The sequence below is a fragment of the Magnetospirillum fulvum genome, assembly GCF_900108475.1.
GTDB classification, from domain to species: domain Bacteria; phylum Pseudomonadota; class Alphaproteobacteria; order Rhodospirillales; family Magnetospirillaceae; genus Phaeospirillum; species Phaeospirillum fulvum_A.
In genome coordinates this window covers 20614-40658 of the sequence record NZ_FNWO01000011.1, presented here as the reverse complement: position 1 = coordinate 40658, position 20045 = coordinate 20614, and the positions used below count along the sequence as shown (strand labels likewise).

Annotated in this window: 17 protein-coding genes; 8 read left to right on the top strand and 9 right to left on the bottom strand. The window is 65.3% G+C overall.

The annotated features are described in order from the left end of the window. Nucleotides 1–70: 70 nt before the first annotated feature. Nucleotides 71–2134, bottom strand: a complete 2064-nt coding sequence (locus tag BLW40_RS12785; protein WP_074769180.1) for a bifunctional aldolase/short-chain dehydrogenase — start codon at nt 2132–2134, stop codon at nt 71–73. A 128-nt stretch (nt 2135–2262) separates the two neighbouring features. Between BLW40_RS12785 and BLW40_RS12780 the strand changes: the two genes are divergently transcribed. Continuing rightward, nucleotides 2263–3207, top strand: a complete 945-nt coding sequence (locus BLW40_RS12780) for a tyrosine recombinase XerC (RefSeq protein WP_074769178.1) — start codon at nt 2263–2265, stop codon at nt 3205–3207. A 76-nt stretch (nt 3208–3283) separates the two neighbouring features. Continuing rightward, on the top strand, nt 3284–4069 hold the full coding sequence (locus BLW40_RS12775) for a hypothetical protein (protein WP_074769176.1): 786 nt from the start codon (nt 3284–3286) through the stop codon (nt 4067–4069). 132 nt (nt 4070–4201) lie between these two features. Here BLW40_RS12775 and BLW40_RS12770 read toward each other — a convergent pair whose 3' ends face one another. From BLW40_RS12770 to rpmH, 7 genes are all read right to left on the bottom strand, one after another. Continuing rightward, nucleotides 4202–4579, bottom strand: a complete 378-nt coding sequence (locus BLW40_RS12770) for a helix-turn-helix domain-containing protein (protein ID WP_342027669.1) — start codon at nt 4577–4579, stop codon at nt 4202–4204. Nucleotides 4580–5009: 430 nt separating this feature from the next. Then, the gene (argB, locus tag BLW40_RS12765; RefSeq protein WP_074769172.1) at nt 5010–5930 is read right to left on the bottom strand and encodes an acetylglutamate kinase; all 921 of its coding nucleotides are present in this window, start codon (nt 5928–5930) and stop codon (nt 5010–5012) included. Then, entirely contained in the window at nt 5927–6634 is a 708-nt protein-coding gene (gene yihA / locus BLW40_RS12760; RefSeq protein WP_074769170.1) for a ribosome biogenesis GTP-binding protein YihA/YsxC, read from the bottom strand. The genes argB and yihA overlap by 4 nt, the downstream gene beginning before the upstream one ends. Then, the gene (yidC, locus tag BLW40_RS12755) at nt 6598–8328 is read right to left on the bottom strand and encodes a membrane protein insertase YidC (RefSeq protein WP_074769168.1); all 1731 of its coding nucleotides are present in this window, start codon (nt 8326–8328) and stop codon (nt 6598–6600) included. Before yidC ends, yihA begins: the two co-directional genes overlap by 37 nt. Then, the gene (gene yidD, locus BLW40_RS12750; RefSeq protein ID WP_074769166.1) at nt 8325–8573 is read right to left on the bottom strand and encodes a membrane protein insertion efficiency factor YidD; all 249 of its coding nucleotides are present in this window, start codon (nt 8571–8573) and stop codon (nt 8325–8327) included. The genes yidC and yidD overlap by 4 nt, the downstream gene beginning before the upstream one ends. Continuing rightward, on the bottom strand, nt 8570–8968 hold the full coding sequence (gene rnpA, locus BLW40_RS12745; protein WP_074769164.1) for a ribonuclease P protein component: 399 nt from the start codon (nt 8966–8968) through the stop codon (nt 8570–8572). Before rnpA ends, yidD begins: the two co-directional genes overlap by 4 nt. 5 nt (nt 8969–8973) lie before the next feature. Then, the gene (gene rpmH, locus BLW40_RS12740) at nt 8974–9108 is read right to left on the bottom strand and encodes a 50S ribosomal protein L34 (RefSeq protein WP_021132026.1); all 135 of its coding nucleotides are present in this window, start codon (nt 9106–9108) and stop codon (nt 8974–8976) included. 487 nt (nt 9109–9595) lie between these two features. Here rpmH and BLW40_RS12730 point away from each other — a divergent pair, with 487 nt between their 5' ends. Next, a complete protein-coding gene (locus tag BLW40_RS12730) occupies nt 9596–10171 on the top strand; it encodes a protein phosphatase CheZ (protein WP_074769160.1) in 576 nt (191 codons plus the stop codon). A gap of 48 nt (nt 10172–10219) precedes the next feature. Here the strand turns inward: BLW40_RS12730 and BLW40_RS12725 are convergent, their stop codons facing one another. After that, complete coding sequence (locus BLW40_RS12725; RefSeq protein ID WP_074769158.1) at nt 10220–12193, bottom strand: protein meaA; 1974 nt, start codon at nt 12191–12193, stop codon at nt 10220–10222. Between the two features lie 190 nt (nt 12194–12383). Between BLW40_RS12725 and ccrA the strand changes: the two genes are divergently transcribed. The 5 genes from ccrA to gltX all read left to right on the top strand — a co-directional run bounded on the left by ccrA (nt 12384) and on the right by gltX (nt 20026). After that, nucleotides 12384–13670, top strand: a complete 1287-nt coding sequence (gene ccrA, locus BLW40_RS12720) for a crotonyl-CoA carboxylase/reductase (RefSeq protein ID WP_074769155.1) — start codon at nt 12384–12386, stop codon at nt 13668–13670. Nucleotides 13671–13771: 101 nt separating this feature from the next. Continuing rightward, on the top strand, nt 13772–15265 hold the full coding sequence (locus BLW40_RS12715) for an ATP-binding protein (protein WP_074769153.1): 1494 nt from the start codon (nt 13772–13774) through the stop codon (nt 15263–15265). Between the two features lie 5 nt (nt 15266–15270). Further along, nucleotides 15271–16929: an acyl-CoA dehydrogenase family protein gene (locus BLW40_RS12710; RefSeq protein ID WP_074769151.1), complete on the top strand. Its 1659-nt coding sequence runs from the start codon at nt 15271–15273 to the stop codon at nt 16927–16929. A 107-nt stretch (nt 16930–17036) separates the two neighbouring features. Next, nucleotides 17037–18689: an NAD+ synthase gene (locus tag BLW40_RS12705; protein WP_074769149.1), complete on the top strand. Its 1653-nt coding sequence runs from the start codon at nt 17037–17039 to the stop codon at nt 18687–18689. Next, nucleotides 18686–20026: a glutamate--tRNA ligase gene (gene gltX / locus BLW40_RS12700; RefSeq protein ID WP_074769147.1), complete on the top strand. Its 1341-nt coding sequence runs from the start codon at nt 18686–18688 to the stop codon at nt 20024–20026. The genes BLW40_RS12705 and gltX overlap by 4 nt, the downstream gene beginning before the upstream one ends. Nucleotides 20027–20045: the final 19 nt, after the last annotated feature.

Here is a 20045-nt window from a genome sequence, read left to right as displayed (position 1 = left end):
GGACTTTTTCACGGGAGACCGAATAGGGAGAGAGCCGGGCGGCCACAAGGGCCGCCCGGCTCTCCGGCGGTTAGCGCAGGCTGGCCTCGATATTGCCGCCATCGACGGTGATGGTGCAGGCGGTGACCTTGTTCGAGCGGGCCAGCCAGACGAAGGCGTCGGCGACGTCCTCGGCCCCCACCTCGCGCCCGAGCAGATTGCCCGCCATGTAATCCTTTTCCGACAGGCCGCGCGCCGCCGAGCGGCTGGCGATCATGTCGCCGGTCAGCAGGCCCGAGCGGATGCGGTCGGCATTGACCGCCGCCGAGCGGATGCCGTCGCGGCCGTGATCAAGCGCGTATTGCTTCATCAGGAACAGGGTCGCCGCCTTGGGCAGGCCGTAGGGGCCGAAATTCTTGCCCGGATTGACCGATTGCTTCGAGGCGTTGAACAGCAGACTGCCGCCGGTGCCCTGGGCCTTGAACAGCCGCACCGCGTTCTGGGCGACGGCCTGATGGGCAAAGAAGTTCAGTTCGAACGAGCGGCGCAGGGTGGCGTCATCGACGCTGCCGATCGTGCCCTGCCACGCCGCACCGGCATTGCTGACGACGATATCGACACCGCCGAAGCGGCGGGCGACGGCGTCGAAAGCAGCGGCGACGGCGTCGGGGTTGGTGACATCGCAGCCCAGACCCAGCGCGCGCGGCCCGATCGAGGCGGCGACGGCCTCTGCCGCCTCGGCCGACAGGTCGAGGATCGCCACCTCGGCCCCCTGACGGGCGAAGGCGCGGGCGGTCGCGGCGCCGATCCCCGAGCCGCCGCCGGTAACCACCATCACCTGCCGGGCCAGCGGGCGTTCCGGGTGCTTGCGGCCACCCAGTTTGGCCTGCTCCAGCGACCAATATTCAAGGTCGAACAGGTCGGCCTCGGTGGCGGGGGCATAGGTGCCGATGCTTTCGGCGGCGGCGGCGCAGGCGGCGGTGGCCAGCGCCATGTCGGCGGCAATCGCGGCGGCAGCGGCGGTCGCTCCGATCCCGAACAGGCCGAGGCCGGGGACGATGGCGACGCGGGCGACCGGGTCGAGTTCGATCCGTCCGCCGCCCTTGGCCTCGTTATTGACGACGAAGTAATCGTGGTAGCACGTTTCAAACTCTTTGATCGCGGCGCGGGCGGCCTCGGTCCAGGCATCGAGGTCGGCGCTCGCAGGGGCGGGGGGCAGCACCAGCGGCCAGGATTTGGTGCGAATGACATGGTCGGGGGTGGCGACACCGCGTCCGATCGCCAGGATCAGTCCGGCATCGGCGGAAAGGGCGCGGGCCGCTTCGTCGTCGCGCAGGTCGAGCAGCCAGCGTTCGAAGGCGCCGTCGCCCTTGTCGCGGGCGAGCAGGCCGCGCAAGCGGGGGGCCAGTACTTCGGCGGGAACGGAATCGGCGACCAGACCGGCGACGGGAACGACGCTGCGGCGGCCCTGGGCCAGGCGTTGTTCGGCCAGGGTGACCAGCTCGATCATCCGCTGGTAGGCGGTGGCGGCATCGTCGCCAAAGGTGACCAGACCGTGCTTCAGCAGCACCAGACCCTCGACGGTCGGATCGGCCTCATAGGTCTCGGCGACGGCGCGGGCCAGGGCGAAGCCCGACATCATGTAGGGGACGATGCCGACGCGGGCACCGAACACCTCGCGGCAGATCGCCGCTCCGTCCGGCTGGTTCGACAGGGCCAGAACGGCGGTGGCGTGGGTATGGAGCACATGCCGCTGCGGCAGGAAGGCGTGCATCAGGGTCTCGACCGACGGAGCGGGCGAGTCCGATTTCAGCCGGTTCAGCCCCAGCACATCGACCATCTCGGGATCGGACAGCCGTTCCAGCCGCCGCAGCGCCCGCAACGGGTCGAGCCGCACCGGCGGCAGTCCCTCGGGGTCGATCACCGCCATGTCGCGGCCCGATCCCTTGATATGCAGCACCGCGACCGGCTCGCCCAGCAAATCGGGCCGGGTGGTCTTGACCGAACTGTTGCCGCCGCCATGCAGCACCAGCGTCGGATCGCCCCCCAACAGCCGGGTGGCATAGACGGAACCGGCCAATTCGGCGTCGATTCCCTGGGCGGTCGATTGGGCGACCAGACGTTCGGCTTCGGCAGGGGACCACAAGGATTTCATCGGTTAACCTCGGACGGCGGGACGGACAGGCTTGGGGGCGGATTATTACCCGGCTTTCTTTCCGCTGTCACCGCCAGGGGGCGCTGCCATACTATTCGGACACCGCAACCGTCTCCTGTCGCAATCTGATGTCCGCCGCCCCGATAGACTTCACCGTTCGCCCCGACCTTGCCGCCGCCCTGACGGGGTGGGGTCGCTGGCTGGCCGAAGAGAAGCGGTCGTCGGCCCACACCATCGACGCCTATGGCCGCGATCTTGCCGCCTTTCTGTCCTTTCTGACTGTCCATCTCGGCGAACCGCCCGATCTGGCGGCGCTGTCCGCCCTTACCGCCGCCGATTTCCGCGCCTATCTTGCCCGGCGCGGGGGCGAAGGGCTGTCACGCGCGTCGCTGGCTCGGGCGATGTCGACGTTGCGCGGTGCCTTTCGTTATCTCGACCGCGCCGGGCTGGTCCACAATCCGGCGCTGGCGACGGTGCGTTCGCCCCGGGTTCCGCGCTCGGTGCCACGCCCGCTGGCGGTCGATGAGGCGATGGATACCCTGGCCGTCGCCGCCGAGGAGCAGGACGAGCCGTGGCTGGCCGCGCGCGACGTCGCCTTGTTCACCCTGCTCTATGGGGCCGGACTGCGGCTGGGCGAGGCGCTGGCCCTGACCCGGCGCGAGGCTCCCACCGGCGACAGCATCGTCATCACCGGCAAGGGCCGCAAACAGCGGATGGTGCCGATCCTGCCGGTGGTGCGGTCGGCGATCGCCGCCTATCTCGACCTGCTGCCCTATCGGGGCGAGCCAGACTCCCCGCTGTTCCTGGGGGCGCGGGGCAAGCGACTCAATCCCGGCGTGGTCCAGCGCCAGATGCGCCGCTTGCGGCCGCTGCTGGGGCTGCCCGACACCGCCACGCCCCATGCGCTGCGTCACAGCTTCGCCACTCACCTGTTGGCGGGCGGTGGCGATCTGCGCACGATCCAGGATCTGCTCGGCCATAGTTCGCTCTCGACCACCCAGCGTTATACCGCGATCGATTCCGCCCGGCTGACCCAGGTCTATCGCGACGCCCATCCCCGCGCCAAAGGCTGAAGGCGGCACATTCTCTCTGGAATCGTGCCGGTTCCGTGCTTTACTCGCACCTGCAACAAGCGCTGACGGAGATGAGATGGAAGAGTCGGGCGACCACGGCATTCTCTGGACCCAGTTCATTCTCGCGGCGGCGCTGGCCCGGTCCGCCCTTGCCGCGCGCGACCTGGATCCCGCCGCCGAGGAGGTTGCGTTTTCCTTTGCCGATACCCACGCCGGATGCGGCTGCGTCCCTCCTCCTGCCGGGCTGGGGCGCGTTGTCGATCGCCGTGCCGACTTTGCCGCCCGTACCTTTCACGACGCCGTCGCGGCTCCGCTCGCCGGATGCGAGGGCCATCCCGGCTCGTGGGTGCTGGCGGGGCGGGTGCTGAGGCAGGTCGGGGTCGCGGTCGAAATCGACGTCAACGACATTGATACCGCGCAGATCGCCCGCGCTCAGGCCAACCGCGAAGGCGGCTGGGTGCGGTTCTGGAGCCATGACTGGTTCCGCTTTCTGCGCTCGCGGGTGGCGATGCCGCGCCGTCCCGATTTCGTCTTCATTGATCCGCCGCCCGATGATCCCCGTGGTCCCGGCTACGCGATCGACGCTGCGATCCTGCTGGAGACGCTGGCGATCCCCTACATGATCACCTATCCGGCGCAAGGCGCGCAGTCGGCCATTGATCAGATCGGGCGGTTGGGGTTGGAACTGGTCAGGGACGGGCACGGGCCAAGTGGGCGCGGTCAGGGAGCGGTTCTCGGCGGTGGGGCCGAGACGGTCGTGCTCGATGTCCTGGGCGATCTCGGCCGGCTGGCACCGTTGCTGGGCGGACGATTCGCGCCGCGTCTGCCTCGGCCACCGGCCGCCGATGATTATTGCATCTGAAAGCGACGTCCGGGCGGAGGATCGCCGGGGGCTGCGGGGGGGAGGGCCTGGAAAGGCCACGCAGTCCTGGTCGATCCGGGAGGGGAAGCCCACGCGAAACGGGGGGCATCCGGTCCCGGCGGCAGTCTTGAATTACGCTTCGCCCCGCTCGCTCAGAGCCTTGGCGAGGTCGTAGATTCGCCGCCGCACGTCGGGGTCGCTGATGCTGTAGTAATTGCGGACCAGTTCCAGAGTCTCGCGTCGCAGCCGGGGATCGGTTTCGGCGGTCGGCAGGTCTTCCTGGGGCGGTTCGCGTCCCATTTGCACCGGGCTGAGGTTCTGGACCTCTTCCGGCATGTCCTCGAAGAAATAAGAAATCGGAATTTCCAGAGCACGCGACAGGTCGAACAGTCGAGAACAACTGACACGGTTGGCCCCGCGCTCATACTTCTGGACCTGCTGAAACGTCAGGCCGATCAGTTCCCCAAGTTTTTCCTGGCTGAGCCCCAGCAAGGTCCGCCGCAGTCGCATCCGTGCACCGACATGGACATCAATCGGGTTCGGCGCTCCAGACGGGGTTCGACCTCGATTTGCCTTTTTTCTTGGCATGTTTCCCTCAACACAATTTCGGCGCCGATACTTGCCTCAGTGTATGCGAAACGCAAGAGGGAAGGCCGCAAGGAATAAGGGAAAATCTAAAAATACCGGCCCTCATGCACTATCTCAAAGTGGAGAAGGGTCCGAAGACAACCGTTCGGTTAGTTTTTTTTAAGTATATTCTGTTTTGTGATTACTCTGGCAGAGGCGAATCAGCCTCAATGCCAGATACTATTATTTTATGACGAAAGAATGTCGGGTGAGTCCATCACCTCGGCGACTTCAAGAAAAGCGGCCAGGTGATGGACATCGCGACGAAAAGCGGGACAGGGGCCTGACGGCGCTGCCTGTTGAACAGGCAGATTTAGCCCGCTTTGATCAGGGTGCCGACGCCGTGCGGCGTGAACAGTTCGAGCAGGACGGCATGGGGAATCCGCCCATCCAGGATCACCGCCGCATCGACGCCCTTGGCCACCGCATCCAGGCAGGTTTCGACCTTGGGGATCATCCCACCCGAGATGGTGCCGTCGGCGATGAAGGCCTTGACCTGGGCGGCGGTCATTTCCGGGATCAGGTTGCCTGACTTGTCGAGCACGCCGGGGACGTCGGTCAGCATCAGCAGACGGCGCGATCCGGTGGCGGCGGCAATGGCGCCAGCGGCGGTGTCGGCGTTGATGTTGTAGGTCTCGCCCGCAGGCCCCATGCCCACCGGCGCGACCACCGGGATGATGTCGGATTCGCGGAAGAAATCGAGAATGTGCGGCGTGATCTCGGCCGGTTCGCCGACGAAGCCCAGATCGACCGGGACGTCGCGGTTGGTCTCGGGATCGTGGCGGATATGGCGCAGCCGCCGGGCGCGGATCAATTGGCCGTCCTTGCCCGACAGGCCGACGGCGAAGCCGCCCGCTTCGTTGATCGCCGAGACGATCTGCTTGTTGATCTTACCGGCCAGGATCATCTCGACCACTTCGATCGTGGCCTCGTCGGTATAGCGCAGACCGTCGATCCGGGGGGTGACGATGTTCAGCCGCTTTAGCATCTGGTCGATCTGCGGCCCGCCGCCATGGACGACGACCGGATTGACCCCGACCTGACGCAACAGCACGACGTCCTGGGCGAACAGGCGGGCGAGATCGTCCGATTCCATCGCGTGGCCGCCGAACTTGATGACCAGGGTCTGGTCCGAGAAATGGCGCATGAACGGCAGCGCCTCGGACAGGGTCTTGGCGCGTTCCAGCCAGGCCTTGCGGTCGTGCAGGATGTCGGGGGTGTCTTCGCTGATCATCGTTGGGTCTTCTCTCCACGGGCGAGGGCGGCCAGCTCGGCCCGCAACTCCGCGATGCCAAGTCCGGTTTCTGACGAGGTGGCGATCAGAGTGGGATGGGCGGCGACGCGGCTGGCGATTTCCGCCCGCACCGTCTCGGTGACCGCCGCCAGGGCTGACTCGCTGATCTTGTCGGCCTTGGTCAGCACCACTTGATAGACCACCGCCGCCTGATCGAGCATCTTCATCATGGTGCGGTCGCTGTCTTTGAGCCCATGACGGGAATCGACCAGCACGATGACCCGGCGCAGCACGGTGCGGCCGCGCAGGAAGCCTTCGATCAGCCGGGTCCAGCGTTCGACCTGGGCCTTGGGGGCGCTGGCGAAGCCATAGCCCGGCATATCGACCAGGATCAGCCGTCCGCCCAGATCGAAGAAGTTCAGTTCCTGGGTGCGGCCGGGGGTGTTCGAGGTGCGGGCCAGCGTCTTGCGCCCGGTCAGGGCGTTCAGAATGCTGGATTTGCCGACGTTGGAGCGCCCGGCGAAGGCCAGTTCGGGCAGATCGGCGGGGGGCAGGGCGTCAAGCGACACCCCGCCCATCATGAAGCGGCATTCCCGGGCGAACAGCAGACGCCCGGTCTCGACCGGGTCGGCATCGGCCGCTCCGGTCGAGGGGGTGGGATCGGACGTCAGGGCTTTACTCCCAGGCGACGCATGATCATCCATTGCTGGGCGATCGAGAGGGCGTTGTTCCAGGCCCAATAGATCACCAGGCCGGAAGAGAAGTTGGCCAGCAAGAAGGTGAACATGATCGGCAGGAAGGACAGAATCTTGGCCTGGACCGGGTCCGGCGGCTGCGGATTCAGCTTCTGCTGGAAGTACATCGTGATGCCCATGATCAACGGCCACAGCCCGAGATGGAGGAAGCTGGGCGGTGCCCACGGGATCAGGCCGAACAGGGTGAAGATGTTGGTCGGGTCCTGGGCCGAAAGGTCGTGAATCCAGCCATAGAACGGCGCATGGCGCATTTCGATGGTGACGAACAGGACCTTATACAGGGCGAAGAAGACCGGGATCTGGACCAGAACGGGAAGGCAGCCGGACAGCGGATTGACCTTCTCCTTCTTGTAGAGAATCATCATCTCCTGCTGAAGACGCATCTTGTCCTCGCCGAACCGACCCTGAAGGGCCTGCACGGCGGGCTGGAGCTTCTTCATCTTGCTCATCGACACGTAGGACTTGTTGGCCAGCGGGTACATCGCCAGCTTCAGGACCACGGTCAGCGCCAGGATCGCCAGACCCATGTTGCCCAGGGCGGAATGGAGGATCTGGAGCAGGTAGAAGAACGGCTTGGTCAGGAAGTAGAACCAGCCGAAATCAATCGCGAGGTCGAAGCGGTCGATCCCGTACTTTTCGCCATAGCTGTCGAGCAGGCTGACCTGCTTGGCTCCGGCGAACAGGCGGAAATCGGCTTCCAGGCTGTCGCCCGGCTGCACGGTGCGGGCACCGCCCATGTAATCGACCTGATAGCGGTCGGTGTTGTCGATCCGCTGATGGACGAAGCGGGCGGTGGTCTGCTCCTTCGCCGGGGGGATCAGCGCGGTCAGCCAGTACTTGTCGGTGATGCCGGCCCAGCCGCCCTCGGACTCGTGCCGGGACACGCCATCCTTCTTCAGGTCGTCGTACTTGGTCTCGCTCAAGGTGCGGTTGAAGACGCCGAGCGGGCCTTCATGCAGGATGTACATCCCCTCGGTATGCGGGGTGCCGGTCCGCGCCAGCAGCGAGAACGGGTGCAGCGCCACCGGACGGGTGCCGTAATTCTCGACCCGCTGCGACACCGAGAACATGTAATTCTCGTCGATGGCGAAGGTGCGGATGAAGCGCAGCCCGTCGCCATTGTCCCAGCTCAGAACGACCGGCTGGTCCGGGGTCAGGGCGCTGCCCGACTGGGGCGACCACAGCGTGTCGGGACCGGGAACCCGGACGCCGGGCTCGGTCGGAACCCAGCCGAATTCGGCCCAATAGGGGTTGGGCGATCCGGCGGGCGACAACAGGGTAATCTCGGCGCTGGCGGGATCGGGGGTTTCGCGGTACTTGGCCAGGGTCAGGTCGTCGATCCGGCCGCCCAGCAGGGCGATCGAGCCATGCAGCGACGGAGTCTGGATCGAGATGCGGCGGCTGGCGGTCAGCGCGGTGGCGCGGGCCTCGACCGGGTTGATGCTGGCCGGGGCGATCGCGGCCGGCGCGGCCGGGGGCTGCGCCGGGCTCAGCGACGCCGACGGGGCGGTCATCGCGGGCGAGGACGCCTGCGGGGTCGCCGAAGGCAGCTCCGGAGCCTTGGCCGGCATGAAATATTGCCAGCCGATCAGGATCAGGACTGAAACGGCGATGGCGGCGAAAAGATTGCGCTGGTCGTTCATGACATCCTTTCCGACTGACGGGACGGCGGGGGCACGGGGTCGAACCCGCCCTCGGACCAGGGGTGGCAGCGGCAGATTCGCCGGGCGGCCAGCCACGATCCGGACAAGGCACCGTGGGTTTCCACCGCTTCCAGTGCATAAGCCGAGCAAGTCGGGATGAACCGGCAGCTCGGCGGCAGCAGGGGCGAGATCAGGTATTGATAGGTGCGGATCAGTCCGCGCAGGACCAGACCGACGGGGTTCATTTCTCTCCTTGGGCCGCAGGGGCGGTCGCAGCGGGCTCGACACGTAAGGCGCCGAGACGTTTTAGCGCCGTGGCCAAATCCTGCAAGAGAAGAGAATATGGCCGGTCCAGGGTCTCGCGGCGTCCGATCACGACATAATCCAGTCCGGGCGTCGCGCGGGACGGGAATATCTCGGCGACCGCTGCACGCAAACGCCGCCTTGCGCGGTTGCGGCAGACGGAGTTTCCCACCTTCTTGGAAACGGTGAAGCCGACTCGAAGCGAGTCGGCTTGCGGATCCTTGGTCGGACAGGGCGCGGCCTGAAGAATCAGACCGGGAGCCGCCCATTTGCGCCTGAGGCCGGCGACACGCAGGAAATCGGCCCGTTTTTTAAGCCGATCAAGCTGCGCCGACATCGCCCCTAAGCAGACAGCTTCTTGCGGCCCTGGCGGCGGCGGTTGTTGATGACGCGGCGGCCGCCGACGGTGGCCATGCGCGCGCGAAAGCCATGACGGCGGGCGCGAACGAGCTTGCTCGGCTGATAGGTACGCTTCACGAGGGCTACTCCGATTACGAACAGGACATGAAAACGAGCGGACGTGTATAAGCCGCCAACGGTGCGGAGTCAATCATGCAGGAGGACCGCTCGACGGCCGATTTCAAGCCGCGCGCGCCGTCTCTGACGTCGTCCGTTCCCGCACTCTCCGACGATTCGAATTCCCTGACCTTCAAAATACCAGGGAAGACCCCCATAGTGACAGGTGAGCGTGCGGCTTGCACTCTTCATCGATCGATCATCTACGGTGACGGCGGCGATGGCCTATGCTGAGCCGACTTGACCGTCCTCGTTTTCCCCTTCGGTCACTCGAAAGATTTCCCATGCCCCGGATGTCGTCTTCCCTTCTGCTCGCCTCTTTGCCTGGTGGAACCTGCTGGCTGGTCGGGTTGCTGCTGATTTGAAACATTTTGCGGATACACGGCGTTGGCGTGGCGATGACAAACGGTCTATCATTCGAGTCAGACAAACGGGTGTGGATATTTAGATGGCCAACGCCAAAGGTTCGGCCGACGCCGCCGGCCTGAAACGGGAACTGGTTGGGCTGTTCGGGCATCTGCAAAAAATACGCGCGGACCTTGCCGCTCTCAATCCGCCGGGTTCATCCGATCATTTTAACAGCATGTCGGAACAACTCGACGCGATCGTCGCAGCAACCGAGACGGCCACCAACACCATCATGGAAAGCGTCGAGGAGATCGACGGCCTGATGACGGAGGCGCGCGTCCTGGTCGCTGACGCCCAATCCCCCCGGCTCGAACAGATTTTCGACTCCGTCGGCGACCGGGTCAATCAGGTGTTCGAGGCCTGCTCGTTCCAGGACATCACCGGCCAGCGGGTGTCGAAGGTGGTCAATTCGCTGAAATTCGTCGAGGACCGGGTCAATTCGATCATCCTGACCTGGGGCCGCGAGGAACTGGCCAAGGTGGTGGTCGAGATCAAGCAGGAAGAAGACCCCGACCGCAAGCTGCTGCACGGCCCGCAATTGCCCAACGAGGCGATGGGACAGGCCGACGTCGATGCCCTGCTCGGACAGGACGCGATCGACAAGCTTTTCGGCTAAGAACCAGCCGCGAAAAGCCCCCCGACACTCGGCGTCGGGGGCTCTCTCTTACCGATCCAGCAGATCGAGGATGTCCCCCATGATCCGGGTGATGTCGTAATCCTTGGGCGTGTAGATGCGGGCGCACCCGGCGGCGAGCAGGGTCCGTTCGTCCTCGGGCGGGATGATGCCGCCCGCGACGACCGGGATGTCGCCCAGACCGGCAGCCTTCATCCGGGTCAGGATGTCGCCGATCAGCGGCAGATGGCTACCCGACAGGATCGACAGCCCGACGACGTGAACGCTTTCCTCCAGCGCGGCATTGACGATCTGGGCCGGGGTCAGGCGGATGCCTTCGTACACCACTTCCATCCCGACATCGCGGGCGCGCACGGCGATCTGTTCCGCGCCGTTGGAATGGCCGTCCAGTCCCGGCTTGCCGACCAGGATCTTGACCCGTCGCCCCAGCTTGGCCGACACCGCCTCGACCCGTTGCCGCAGCGCCACCAGCGCCGCCCCCTCGATGCCCGAGCCGGAGGCCGAGACTCCGGTGGGAGCGCGGTACTCGCCCCAGACATCGCGCAGGGTCTGGCTCCATTCGCCGGTGGTGATTCCGGCATGGGCGCAGGCGATTGACGGGTCCATCACGTTGCGGTCCTCGGCGGCGGCGGCGCGCAATTCGGCCAGCGCGGCGGCCACCGCGACCGGATCGCGGCTGGCGCGGAACGCCTGTAACCGCTCGATCTGTTCCCCCTCGGCGCGGGGATCGACCGACAGGATCGCGCCGTCGCCGGTGGTCAGCGGGCTTGGCTCGGTCTCGGTCCAGCGATTGACGCCGACCACCACCTGCTCGCCGGATTCGATCGCGGCGATCCGGCGCGCGTTGGATTCGACCAGCCGTCTCTTCATATAGCTGCTTTCGATCGCGGCGACGGCACCTCCCATCGCGTCGATCCGCGCCACTTCCTCGCGCGCTCCCTCGGCCAGTTCGGCGACTCTGGCCTCGATCACGGTGGCACCTTCGAAAATGTCGCCATAGTCCAGCAGGTCGGTTTCATAGGCGACGATCTGTTGCAGCCGCAGCGACCATTGCTGATCCCACGGTCGCGGCAGGCCCAGCGCCTCGTTCCAGGCGGGGAGTTGCACCGCCCTGGCCCGGGACTCCTTCGACAGCACCACCGACAGCATTTCGAGCAGGATGCGATAGACGTTGTTCTCGGGTTGCTGCTCGGTCAGGCCCAGGCTGTTGACCTGGACGCCATAGCGGAAGCGGCGCAGCGTCTCGTCGGCGATGCCGTAGCGGTCGCGGCAAATCTCGTCCCACAGCCGGGTGAAGGCGCGCATCTTGCACAATTCGGTGACGAAGCGGATGCCCGCATTGACGAAGAAGCTGATCCGCCCGACCACCTGGGGGAAGTCGGCTTCGGGCACCCGGGGGCGCACGGTATCGAGCACCGCGATCGCGGTCGCCAGCGCATAGGCCAGTTCCTGGTCCGGCGTCGCGCCCGCTTCCTGAAGGTGGTAGGAACAGACGTTGATCGGGTTCCATTTGGGAACCTCGCGATAGGCGAAGGCGATCACGTCGGCGGTCAGCCGCAAGGACGGGCGCGGGGCGAAGATGTGGGTGCCGCGCGACAGATATTCCTTGATGACGTCGTTCTGGGTGGTGCCGTTGAGGCTGGCCCGCGCCGCGCCCTGGCGCTCGGCCGTGGCGATATACAGCGACAACATCCACGCCGCCGGGGCGTTGATCGTCATCGAGGTGTTCATCTTTTCGAGGGGGATCCCCTCGAACAAGGTCATCATGTCCCCAATATGACAGACGGGCACGCCGACCTTGCCCACTTCGCCCTGGGCCAGGGGGTGGTCGCTGTCGTAGCCGGTCTGGGTCGGCAGGTCGAAAGCGATCGACAGCCCGGTCTGTCCCTTGGCCAGATTGGTGCGGTACAGCCGGTTGGATTCGGCGGCCGAGCTGTGTCCGGAATAGGTGCGGATCAGCCACGGCTTATCCCGCGAGGAGGAGGGGGCTCTGGGATCGGTCATCGGCGCGCTCGATTGTTTCGGGGCGGGGAAGCCGCCGGCGGGGCGACTAATTGTTTCTTAACGAAATGTATTCGCGAAACAAACTATCATTTTGTGCATTGCGAAGAAAGCGGCAAAACGATAACTTTACCGGGCGGGCGCAAGGCACGGGCGCATCGCCGACAGGCTAGGCACTTGAAGGAGATCGCGCATGACCGAACCGGCACAGTCGACCGAGATTCGTCCCGGACAAGTGGTGAAGGATCTTTATGAATTAGGCGAGATCCCTCCGCTTGGACATGTGCCCCGGCAGATGTACGCCTGGGCGATCCGGCGCGAGCGGCACGGCAAACCCGACACCGCGATGCAGGTCGAAGTTGTCGAGACTCCGGTGATCGATTCGCATGACGTGCTGATCATGGTGATGGCGGCCGGGGTCAATTACAACGGGGTGTGGGCCTGCCTGGGCAAGCCGATCTCGCCGTTCGATTACCACAAGGCCGAGTATCACATCGCAGGCTCCGATGCCTCGGGCGTGGTGTGGGCGGTCGGCTCGAAGGTCAAGCGCTGGAAGGTCGGCGACGAGGTGGTGGTTCACTGCAACCAGACCGACGGCGACGACGAGGAATGCAATGGCGGCGACCCGATGAACTCGCCCAGCCAGCGCATCTGGGGCTATGAAACCCCGGACGGCTCGTTCGCCCAGTTCGCCCGCGTCCAGGCCCAGCAATTGATGCCGCGTCCGCGCCATCTGACCTGGGAAGCCAGCGCCTGCTATACCCTGACGCTGGCGACCGCCTACCGAATGCTGTTTGGCCATCGCCCCCACGTCCTACGCCCCGGTCACAATGTCCTGGTGTGGGGAGCCGCCGGGGGGCTGGGCTCGATGGCGGTTCAGTTGATCGCGGTGTCGGGCGCCAACGCGATCGGCGTCGTGTCCGAGGACGACAAGCGCGATTTCGTCCTCAGCCTGGGAGCCAAGGGCGTTATCAACCGCAAGGATTTCGATTGCTGGGGCCAGTTGCCCGACGTCGATGGCGACCCCAAGCTGTTCTCGGATTACATGAAAAAGGTCCGCGAGTTCGGCAAGGCGATCTGGGACATCACCGGCAAGGGCAACGACGTCGATTTCGTGTTCGAACATCCGGGCGAATCGACCTTCCCGGTCTCGTGCAACGTCGTCAAGCGCGGCGGTATGGTGGTGTTCTGCGCCGGAACCACCGGCTTTAACCTCACCTTCGATGCCCGCTTCGTCTGGATGCGGCAAAAGCGGATTCAGGGCAGCCACTTCGCCAATCTGCTCCAGGCGGCCCAGGCCAACCAATTGGTGATCGAGCGGCGGATCGACCCCTGCATGTCCGAGGTCTATTCCTGGGAGGATATCCCGCTTGCCCACATGCGGATGCTGAGAAACGAACACAAGCCCGGCAACATGGCGGTGCTGGTGCAGGCCTATCAGCCCGGCCGCCTGACCATCGAGGATTGCATCGACGGCTGAGCCGTGTCCGCGATCATCAATCCCGTCGGCAGCGAGCCTCCTTGCCGACGGGATTTGGTTAGCGTAATAATTTTTACGCTATTCTGTTTCTCGGTGTAAGTATGCAGAACAACTGGGGCTTTTACGGTCGCGACCGTGAAATCGCCGACATCCGGGCGATCCTTGATCGGGGCCGATGGTTCTTCTGCGCCGTCTCGGGGCGGCGGCGGATCGGCAAGACCTCCCTGATCCGCGAAGCCTTGCAGGCGGCGGGAGAGCGTCGGTTTCTGTATGTCCAGATTCCCGACAGCGACGAACGGGGGGTTGTTCAGGCGTTTCAGGATGCGTTGGAAAGTCAGGGGATGCCACCGGAGGGTGGGCAGAAATTTCGCACTTTCGCCGACATGGCCAATGCGATCGCGGCTCTGAACGCCTCGGGGTTCATCCTTATTCTCGACGAGTTCCAGTACTTCCACCGCAAGGTTCTGTCACCGTTCCAGTCCCTGTTGCAGGATCGGGTCGATCGTCTGCGTGACACCGACAAAGGCGGGCTGATCGTTCTCGGGTCGATTCACACCGAAATGTCAGCGATTCTCGAAGACCGTACCGCGCCCTTGTTCAACCGGATTACCGACCGGATCGAAATCGATCATTGGGATTTCGCCACCTTGTTCCAGATGTTCGATGCGCATGGCATCGTCGATCCGGGGCAGCAATTGTTTCTGTGGACATTGTTCGAAGGCGTGCCGAAATTCTACCGAGATGCGTTCGATCAGGGCGTGCTGGTCCCCTCTCCGACCTATCGGTCCGACACGCTGCGGCGTTTGTTCTTCGAGGGCAGCAGTCCCCTGCGCGACGAAGCGGATAATTGGTTCCTGCGTGAGTTTCGCGGTCGGTACGACACCGTCCTGAAGCTTCTTGCCCGTTTCGGCCCCTGTTCGCATGGGACGCTGATGGATGAATTCAGCCGCGCCGGAGCCGAGACCGGCACTCAACTGGGCGGATATCTCAAAATCCTGATCGACAAATATCGGATGGTCGAATGCCAACGTCCGATTTTTGCCGCGAAGACGTCGCGTAAGACCCGCTATGCCTTGACCGACAATTTCCTGACTGCATGGTTGGGGGCGCTGAAGCGGAACGTCGATGCCGCCCGGATCATGCCGCTGGAGCGTCCTTTGGCGGCCGCCGATGCCGATCTGGCGAAAATCGAAGGGGTAGCCTTCGAGCGGATGGTTCGCGGCCTGACGGTCGAATGCTCGCGCAAGGGGGTGGATGATTTCGTGCTCAGCGAGATGATCCAAGGCTATTGGGACAGCGCCGATACCGAAATCGATCTGATTGCGGTGGATGAGCTTATCAACGGACTCGTCCGCTTCGGGTCTTGTAAGCGATCCGCCGCCAAACACACGGTCCAAGAACGGGTCGAATTCGATGGCCATATCGACCGCTTCATGAAGACCCCCGGTGGGGGCAAGGTTCAGACATTAATCCCCCAGAAAGCCCTGTACGCACCGGTCTTTCCGGAGGAACAGCGCCGCACGCTGTCCGCCGCAGGCTATGTCTGCCGCGATCTCGTTGATTTTCGTCATTTCCTGTTTCCAGCGAAGGAATAATAGCGATGACCACCCAGCTTCCCGATCTGATCGGCCTGTGCGAGACGGCGCTGGTTGCCGCCGACAGACTGCGCGCCGCTGCCAAGGTGCGGGTGTCGGCCCTGGTGGTGCGCGACGGCCGGGTCGCGGCGTCGCTACTGGAAACCCACCAGACCGCCGCCCACGGCTATGCCTGGCTGGCGACGACCGTCACCGCGCTGGAGCAGATGCTGGGCTGGGCCAAGCGGCTGGAGGCCGACGCCAAGCTGGGCGAGCTTGAGGCGCTGATGCTCCAGGCCGCGTTCGGCGAGTATCTGTCGCAGATTCATGGCGGCATCCCGATGAGCCAGGGCGAGATTATCCGTCCCGCCGATCTCGGACTGGAGCCGGTCGATCTGCATCGTCTCGCCGAACCGGCGGTGCAGGTGCTGCGCCGCCTCGGCTGTACCGCCGCCGTGCGCGGCCAGATCGCGGCGCTGCTCCGCGACGGCCATAGCTATGGCGAGGCCGGGCTGGGCGACGAGACCCTGACCCTGATTCGCGACCAGTTCCGCCGCTTCGCCGACGAGGTGGTCGCCCCCTTCGCCCATGAGTGGCACCTGAAAGACCAGTTGATTCCGATCGAAGTGGTCGATCAGGTCGCCGAGATGGGGGTGTTCGGCCTGACCCTGCCCGAGGAATATGGCGGGCTGGGGCTGGGCAAGACCGCGATGTGCGTGGTGACCGAGGAATTGTCGCGCGGCTATATCGGCGTCGGCTCGCTCGGCACCCGCTCGGAAATCGCGGGCGAACTGATCCGCCTCGGCGGTACGCCCGAGCAGAAGGCGGAATGGCTGCCCCGGATCGCGTCGGGCGAGATTCTGCCCACCGCCGTCTTTACCGAACCCAACACCGGCTCGGACCTGGGCTCGTTGCGGACCCGGGCGGTGCGGAGTGGCGAGGTCTATACCGTCACCGGGGCGAAGACCTGGATCACCCACGCCGCCCGCTCCGACCTGATGACCTTGCTGGTTCGCACCGATCCGGCCACGACCGATTATCGTGGTCTGTCGATGCTGCTGGCCCCCAAGCCGCGCGGGACCGAGGACACCCCATTCCCGGCCCCCGGCATGAGCGGCGGCGAGATCAAGGTGCTGGGCTATCGCGGCATGAAGGAATACGAACTGGGCTTCGACGGCTTTACCGTTCCGGCGGCCAACCTGCTGGGGGGTGTCGAGGGCCAGGGCTTCAAACAATTGATGGAGACCTTCGAATCCGCCCGCATCCAGACGGCGGCCCGCGCCGTCGGCGTCGCCCAGGCGGCGATGGAAACGGCGCTCCGCTATGCCACCGAGCGGGTCCAGTTCGGCAAGCCGATCTATGATTTCCCCCGCGTCGGCGGCAAGATCGCCTGGATGGCGGTCGAAACGATGATCGCCCGCCAGATGACCTATTTCTCGGCGCGGGAAAAAGACGAGGGCCACCGCTGCGATATCGAGGCGGGGATGGCCAAGTTGCTGGCCGCCCGCGTTGCCTGGGCCAATGCCGACAATGCCCTTCAGGTCCATGGCGGCAACGGCTATGCCGAGGAATATCCGGTCAGCCGCCTGCTGTGCGATGCTCGCATCCTCAATATTTTCGAGGGTGCGGCGGAAATCCAGGCCCAGGTGATCGCGCGCGGTTTGCTGGGCGGGGCGCGAGGGTAGGGGAATTTCATCGGGGGTAATCCGTGGCGGGGTTCCCCCCTTCGTTGACAGGCTTGGCCGCCGTCCATAGTCTGCGAGCCTGATCCAGCTATCCGGCCTGTCCTGTCATGACCGAGTCTCTTCGTATCGCGCTTGCCCAGATCAACCCCATCGTCGGCGACATCGCCGGCAATGTCGCCCTGATCCGCGCCGCCCGGAGCCGCGCCGCCGCGCAAGGCGCTGATCTGGTGGTGTTCGGCGAATTGTGCGTCTGCGGCTATCCTCCCGAGGATCTGGTGCAAAAGGGCGCGTTTCTCGATGCGTGCCGGGCGGGGGTGGACGAGCTTGCCGCCGACACCGCGTCCGGTCCGGCGATCCTGATCGGCGCCCCCTGGCGCGAGGCAGGCCAAGTCCACAATGCCGCCCTGCTGCTCGATGACGGCGCTGTCGCCGACGTTCGGTTAAAGCGCCACCTGCCCAATTACGGCGTGTTCGATGAGGCGCGGCTGTTCGTGCCCGGCCCGCTGCCCCGTCCGATCGTGTTTCGCGGGGTGCGGCTGGGCGTGCTGGTCTGCGAGGACATGTGGTACGCCGATGTCGCCGACGCCCTGGCCCGCGACGGAGCCGAGATTCTGGTGGTGCCGAACGGATCGCCCTTCGAGGACGACAAGCCGGGGATGCGGCTGGACCACGCGGCGGCCCGGGTTGCCGCCACCGGCCTGCCGCTGATCTATGTCAATCAGGTCGGCGGCCAGGACGAACTGGTGTTCGACGGCGGCAGCTTCGTCGTCGGCGGCGATGGCGGTCTGGCCGCCTCTCTGCCCCCATGGCGGGCCGAGATCGCCCTGACCGAATGGCGGCGAGGAGCCGAGGGGTGGGACTGCTCCGGTCCGCTGGCCGCACCGTGCGGGCGGCTGGAGAGTCTGTATCTGGCGATGGTGGTCGGCCTGCGCGATTACGTGACCAAGAACCGCTTTCCCGGAATCGTGCTGGGTCTGTCGGGCGGAATCGACAGCGCGCTGGCGGCGGCGGTCGCGGTCGATGCGCTGGGGGCGGACCGGGTCCACTGCGTGATGATGCCGTCGCCCTACACCTCGGTTGACAGTCTGGAAGACGCGGCGCAGGTTGCCGCCTTGCTGGGGACACGGCTCGACACCGTCGATATCCGCCCGGCGATGGAGGCGTTCACCGGAATGCTGGCCCCGCTGTTCGGCGATGCCGCGCCCGACACCACCGAAGAGAATTTGCAGTCGCGCGCCCGGGGCCTGACCCTGATGGCGCTGTCGAACAAGTTCGGGCCGATGGTGTTGTCGACCGGTAACAAGAGCGAAATGTCCTGCGGCTATGCGACGTTGTATGGCGACATGTGCGGCGGCTATGCCGTGCTGAAGGATGTCTATAAAACCACCGTGTTCGCGGTGTCGGACTGGCGCAACCACCATCGGCCGCAAGGCGTGCTGGGGCCGGAGGGCCGGGTGATGCCCGAGCGGGTGCTGACCAAGCCGCCGACCGCCGAATTGCGGCCCAACCAGACCGACCAGGACAGCCTGCCGCCCTATGAGGTGCTCGACGGCATCCTGCATTGTCTGATCGAAGGAGAGATGAGCGTGGCCGAAACCTGCGGCAAAGGCTATGACGAGGACGTTGTCCGCCGGGTGTGGCGGATGCTCGACCGCGCCGAATACAAGCGGCGTCAGGCCCCGCCCGGCGTCAAGATCACCGCGCGTTCGTTCGGCAAGGAGCGGCGTTACCCGATCACCAACGCCTTTACCCCGCGATGAGCGTCACCGTCCGCTTCGCCCCCAGCCCGACCGGGCTGCTTCATGTCGGCAATGCCCGCGTCGCCCTGATCAACTGGCTGTTCGCCCGCAAGAGCGGCGGCAGCTTCGTGCTGCGGCTTGACGACACCGACCCCGAACGCTCGCGTCCCGAATTCGCCGAGGCGATCGAGGCCGATCTGCTCTGGCTCGGCCTGTCGTGGGACCGGCTGGAACGCCAGTCCGAGCGGCTCGACCGCTATCACGCGGCGGCGGAACGGCTGAAAGAGTCGGGGCGGCTGTATCCCTGCTGGGAGACCTCCGAGGAACTGGAAATCCGGCGCAAGCTGGCGCTGTCGCGGGGACGGCCGCCGGTCTATGACCGCGCCAGCCTGCGGCTGAGTGACGCCGAGATCGCCGCCCGCGCGGCCGAGGGCCGTCGCCCGCATTGGCGCTTCAAGCTCGATCATGCCGAAGTGCGCTGGGACGATCTGGTGCGCGGTCCCTGCCACGGCCATGGCGAGCATTTGTCCGATCCGGTGCTGATCCGTGCCGATGGCAGCTTCCTCTACACCCTGCCCAGCGTTGTTGACGATATCGAGTTTGGGATCACCCATGTCGTGCGGGGCGAGGATCACGTCACCAACACCGTTGCCCAGATTCAGATTTTCGAGGCGCTGGGTGGCCCGGTGCCGGGCTTTGCCCATCTGTCGCTGCTGACCGATGCCGGGGGCGGCGGTCTGTCGAAGCGGCTGGGATCGGGTTCGCTGGCCGACCTGCGCGGGCGGGGGATCGAGCCGATGGCGCTGAACGCGCTGCTGGCCCGGCTTGGCACCTCGGACGCGGTCGCGGTCCAGCACGATCTGGCCGGTCTTGCCGCCGAATTCGGTTGGGACAAGTTCGGGCGCGGCAGCCCGAAATTCGATCTCGCGTTGCTGGAGCGGCTCGATTCCCAGTTGGTCCACCAGATGAGCTTCGCCGAAGCGCAAGACTCGCTGGCCGATCTCGGTCTGGCCGAGGCGGACGAGGCGTTCTGGCTGGGGGTGCGCGGCAATCTGACCCGGATGGCCGACGCGGCCGAGTGGTGGGCGATCTGCCGGGCCGAGCTTGCCCCGACGATCGAGGATGCCGACTTCACCGCCGCCGCCGCCGCGCTGCTGCCGCCCGAACCGTGGGATCAGTCGAGTTGGTCGGTCTGGACCGAGGCGGTGAAGCAGGCGACCGGTCGCAAGGGCAAGGCTTTGTTCCATCCGTTGCGGCTGGCCCTGACCGGGCGCGAGAATGGACCGGAACTGAAGACTCTGTTACCTCTGATCGGGCGGGCCCGCGCGTTGGCCCGGCTTGAAGGCCGCGTGGCCTGATCTTCCCTTTGATTATCGT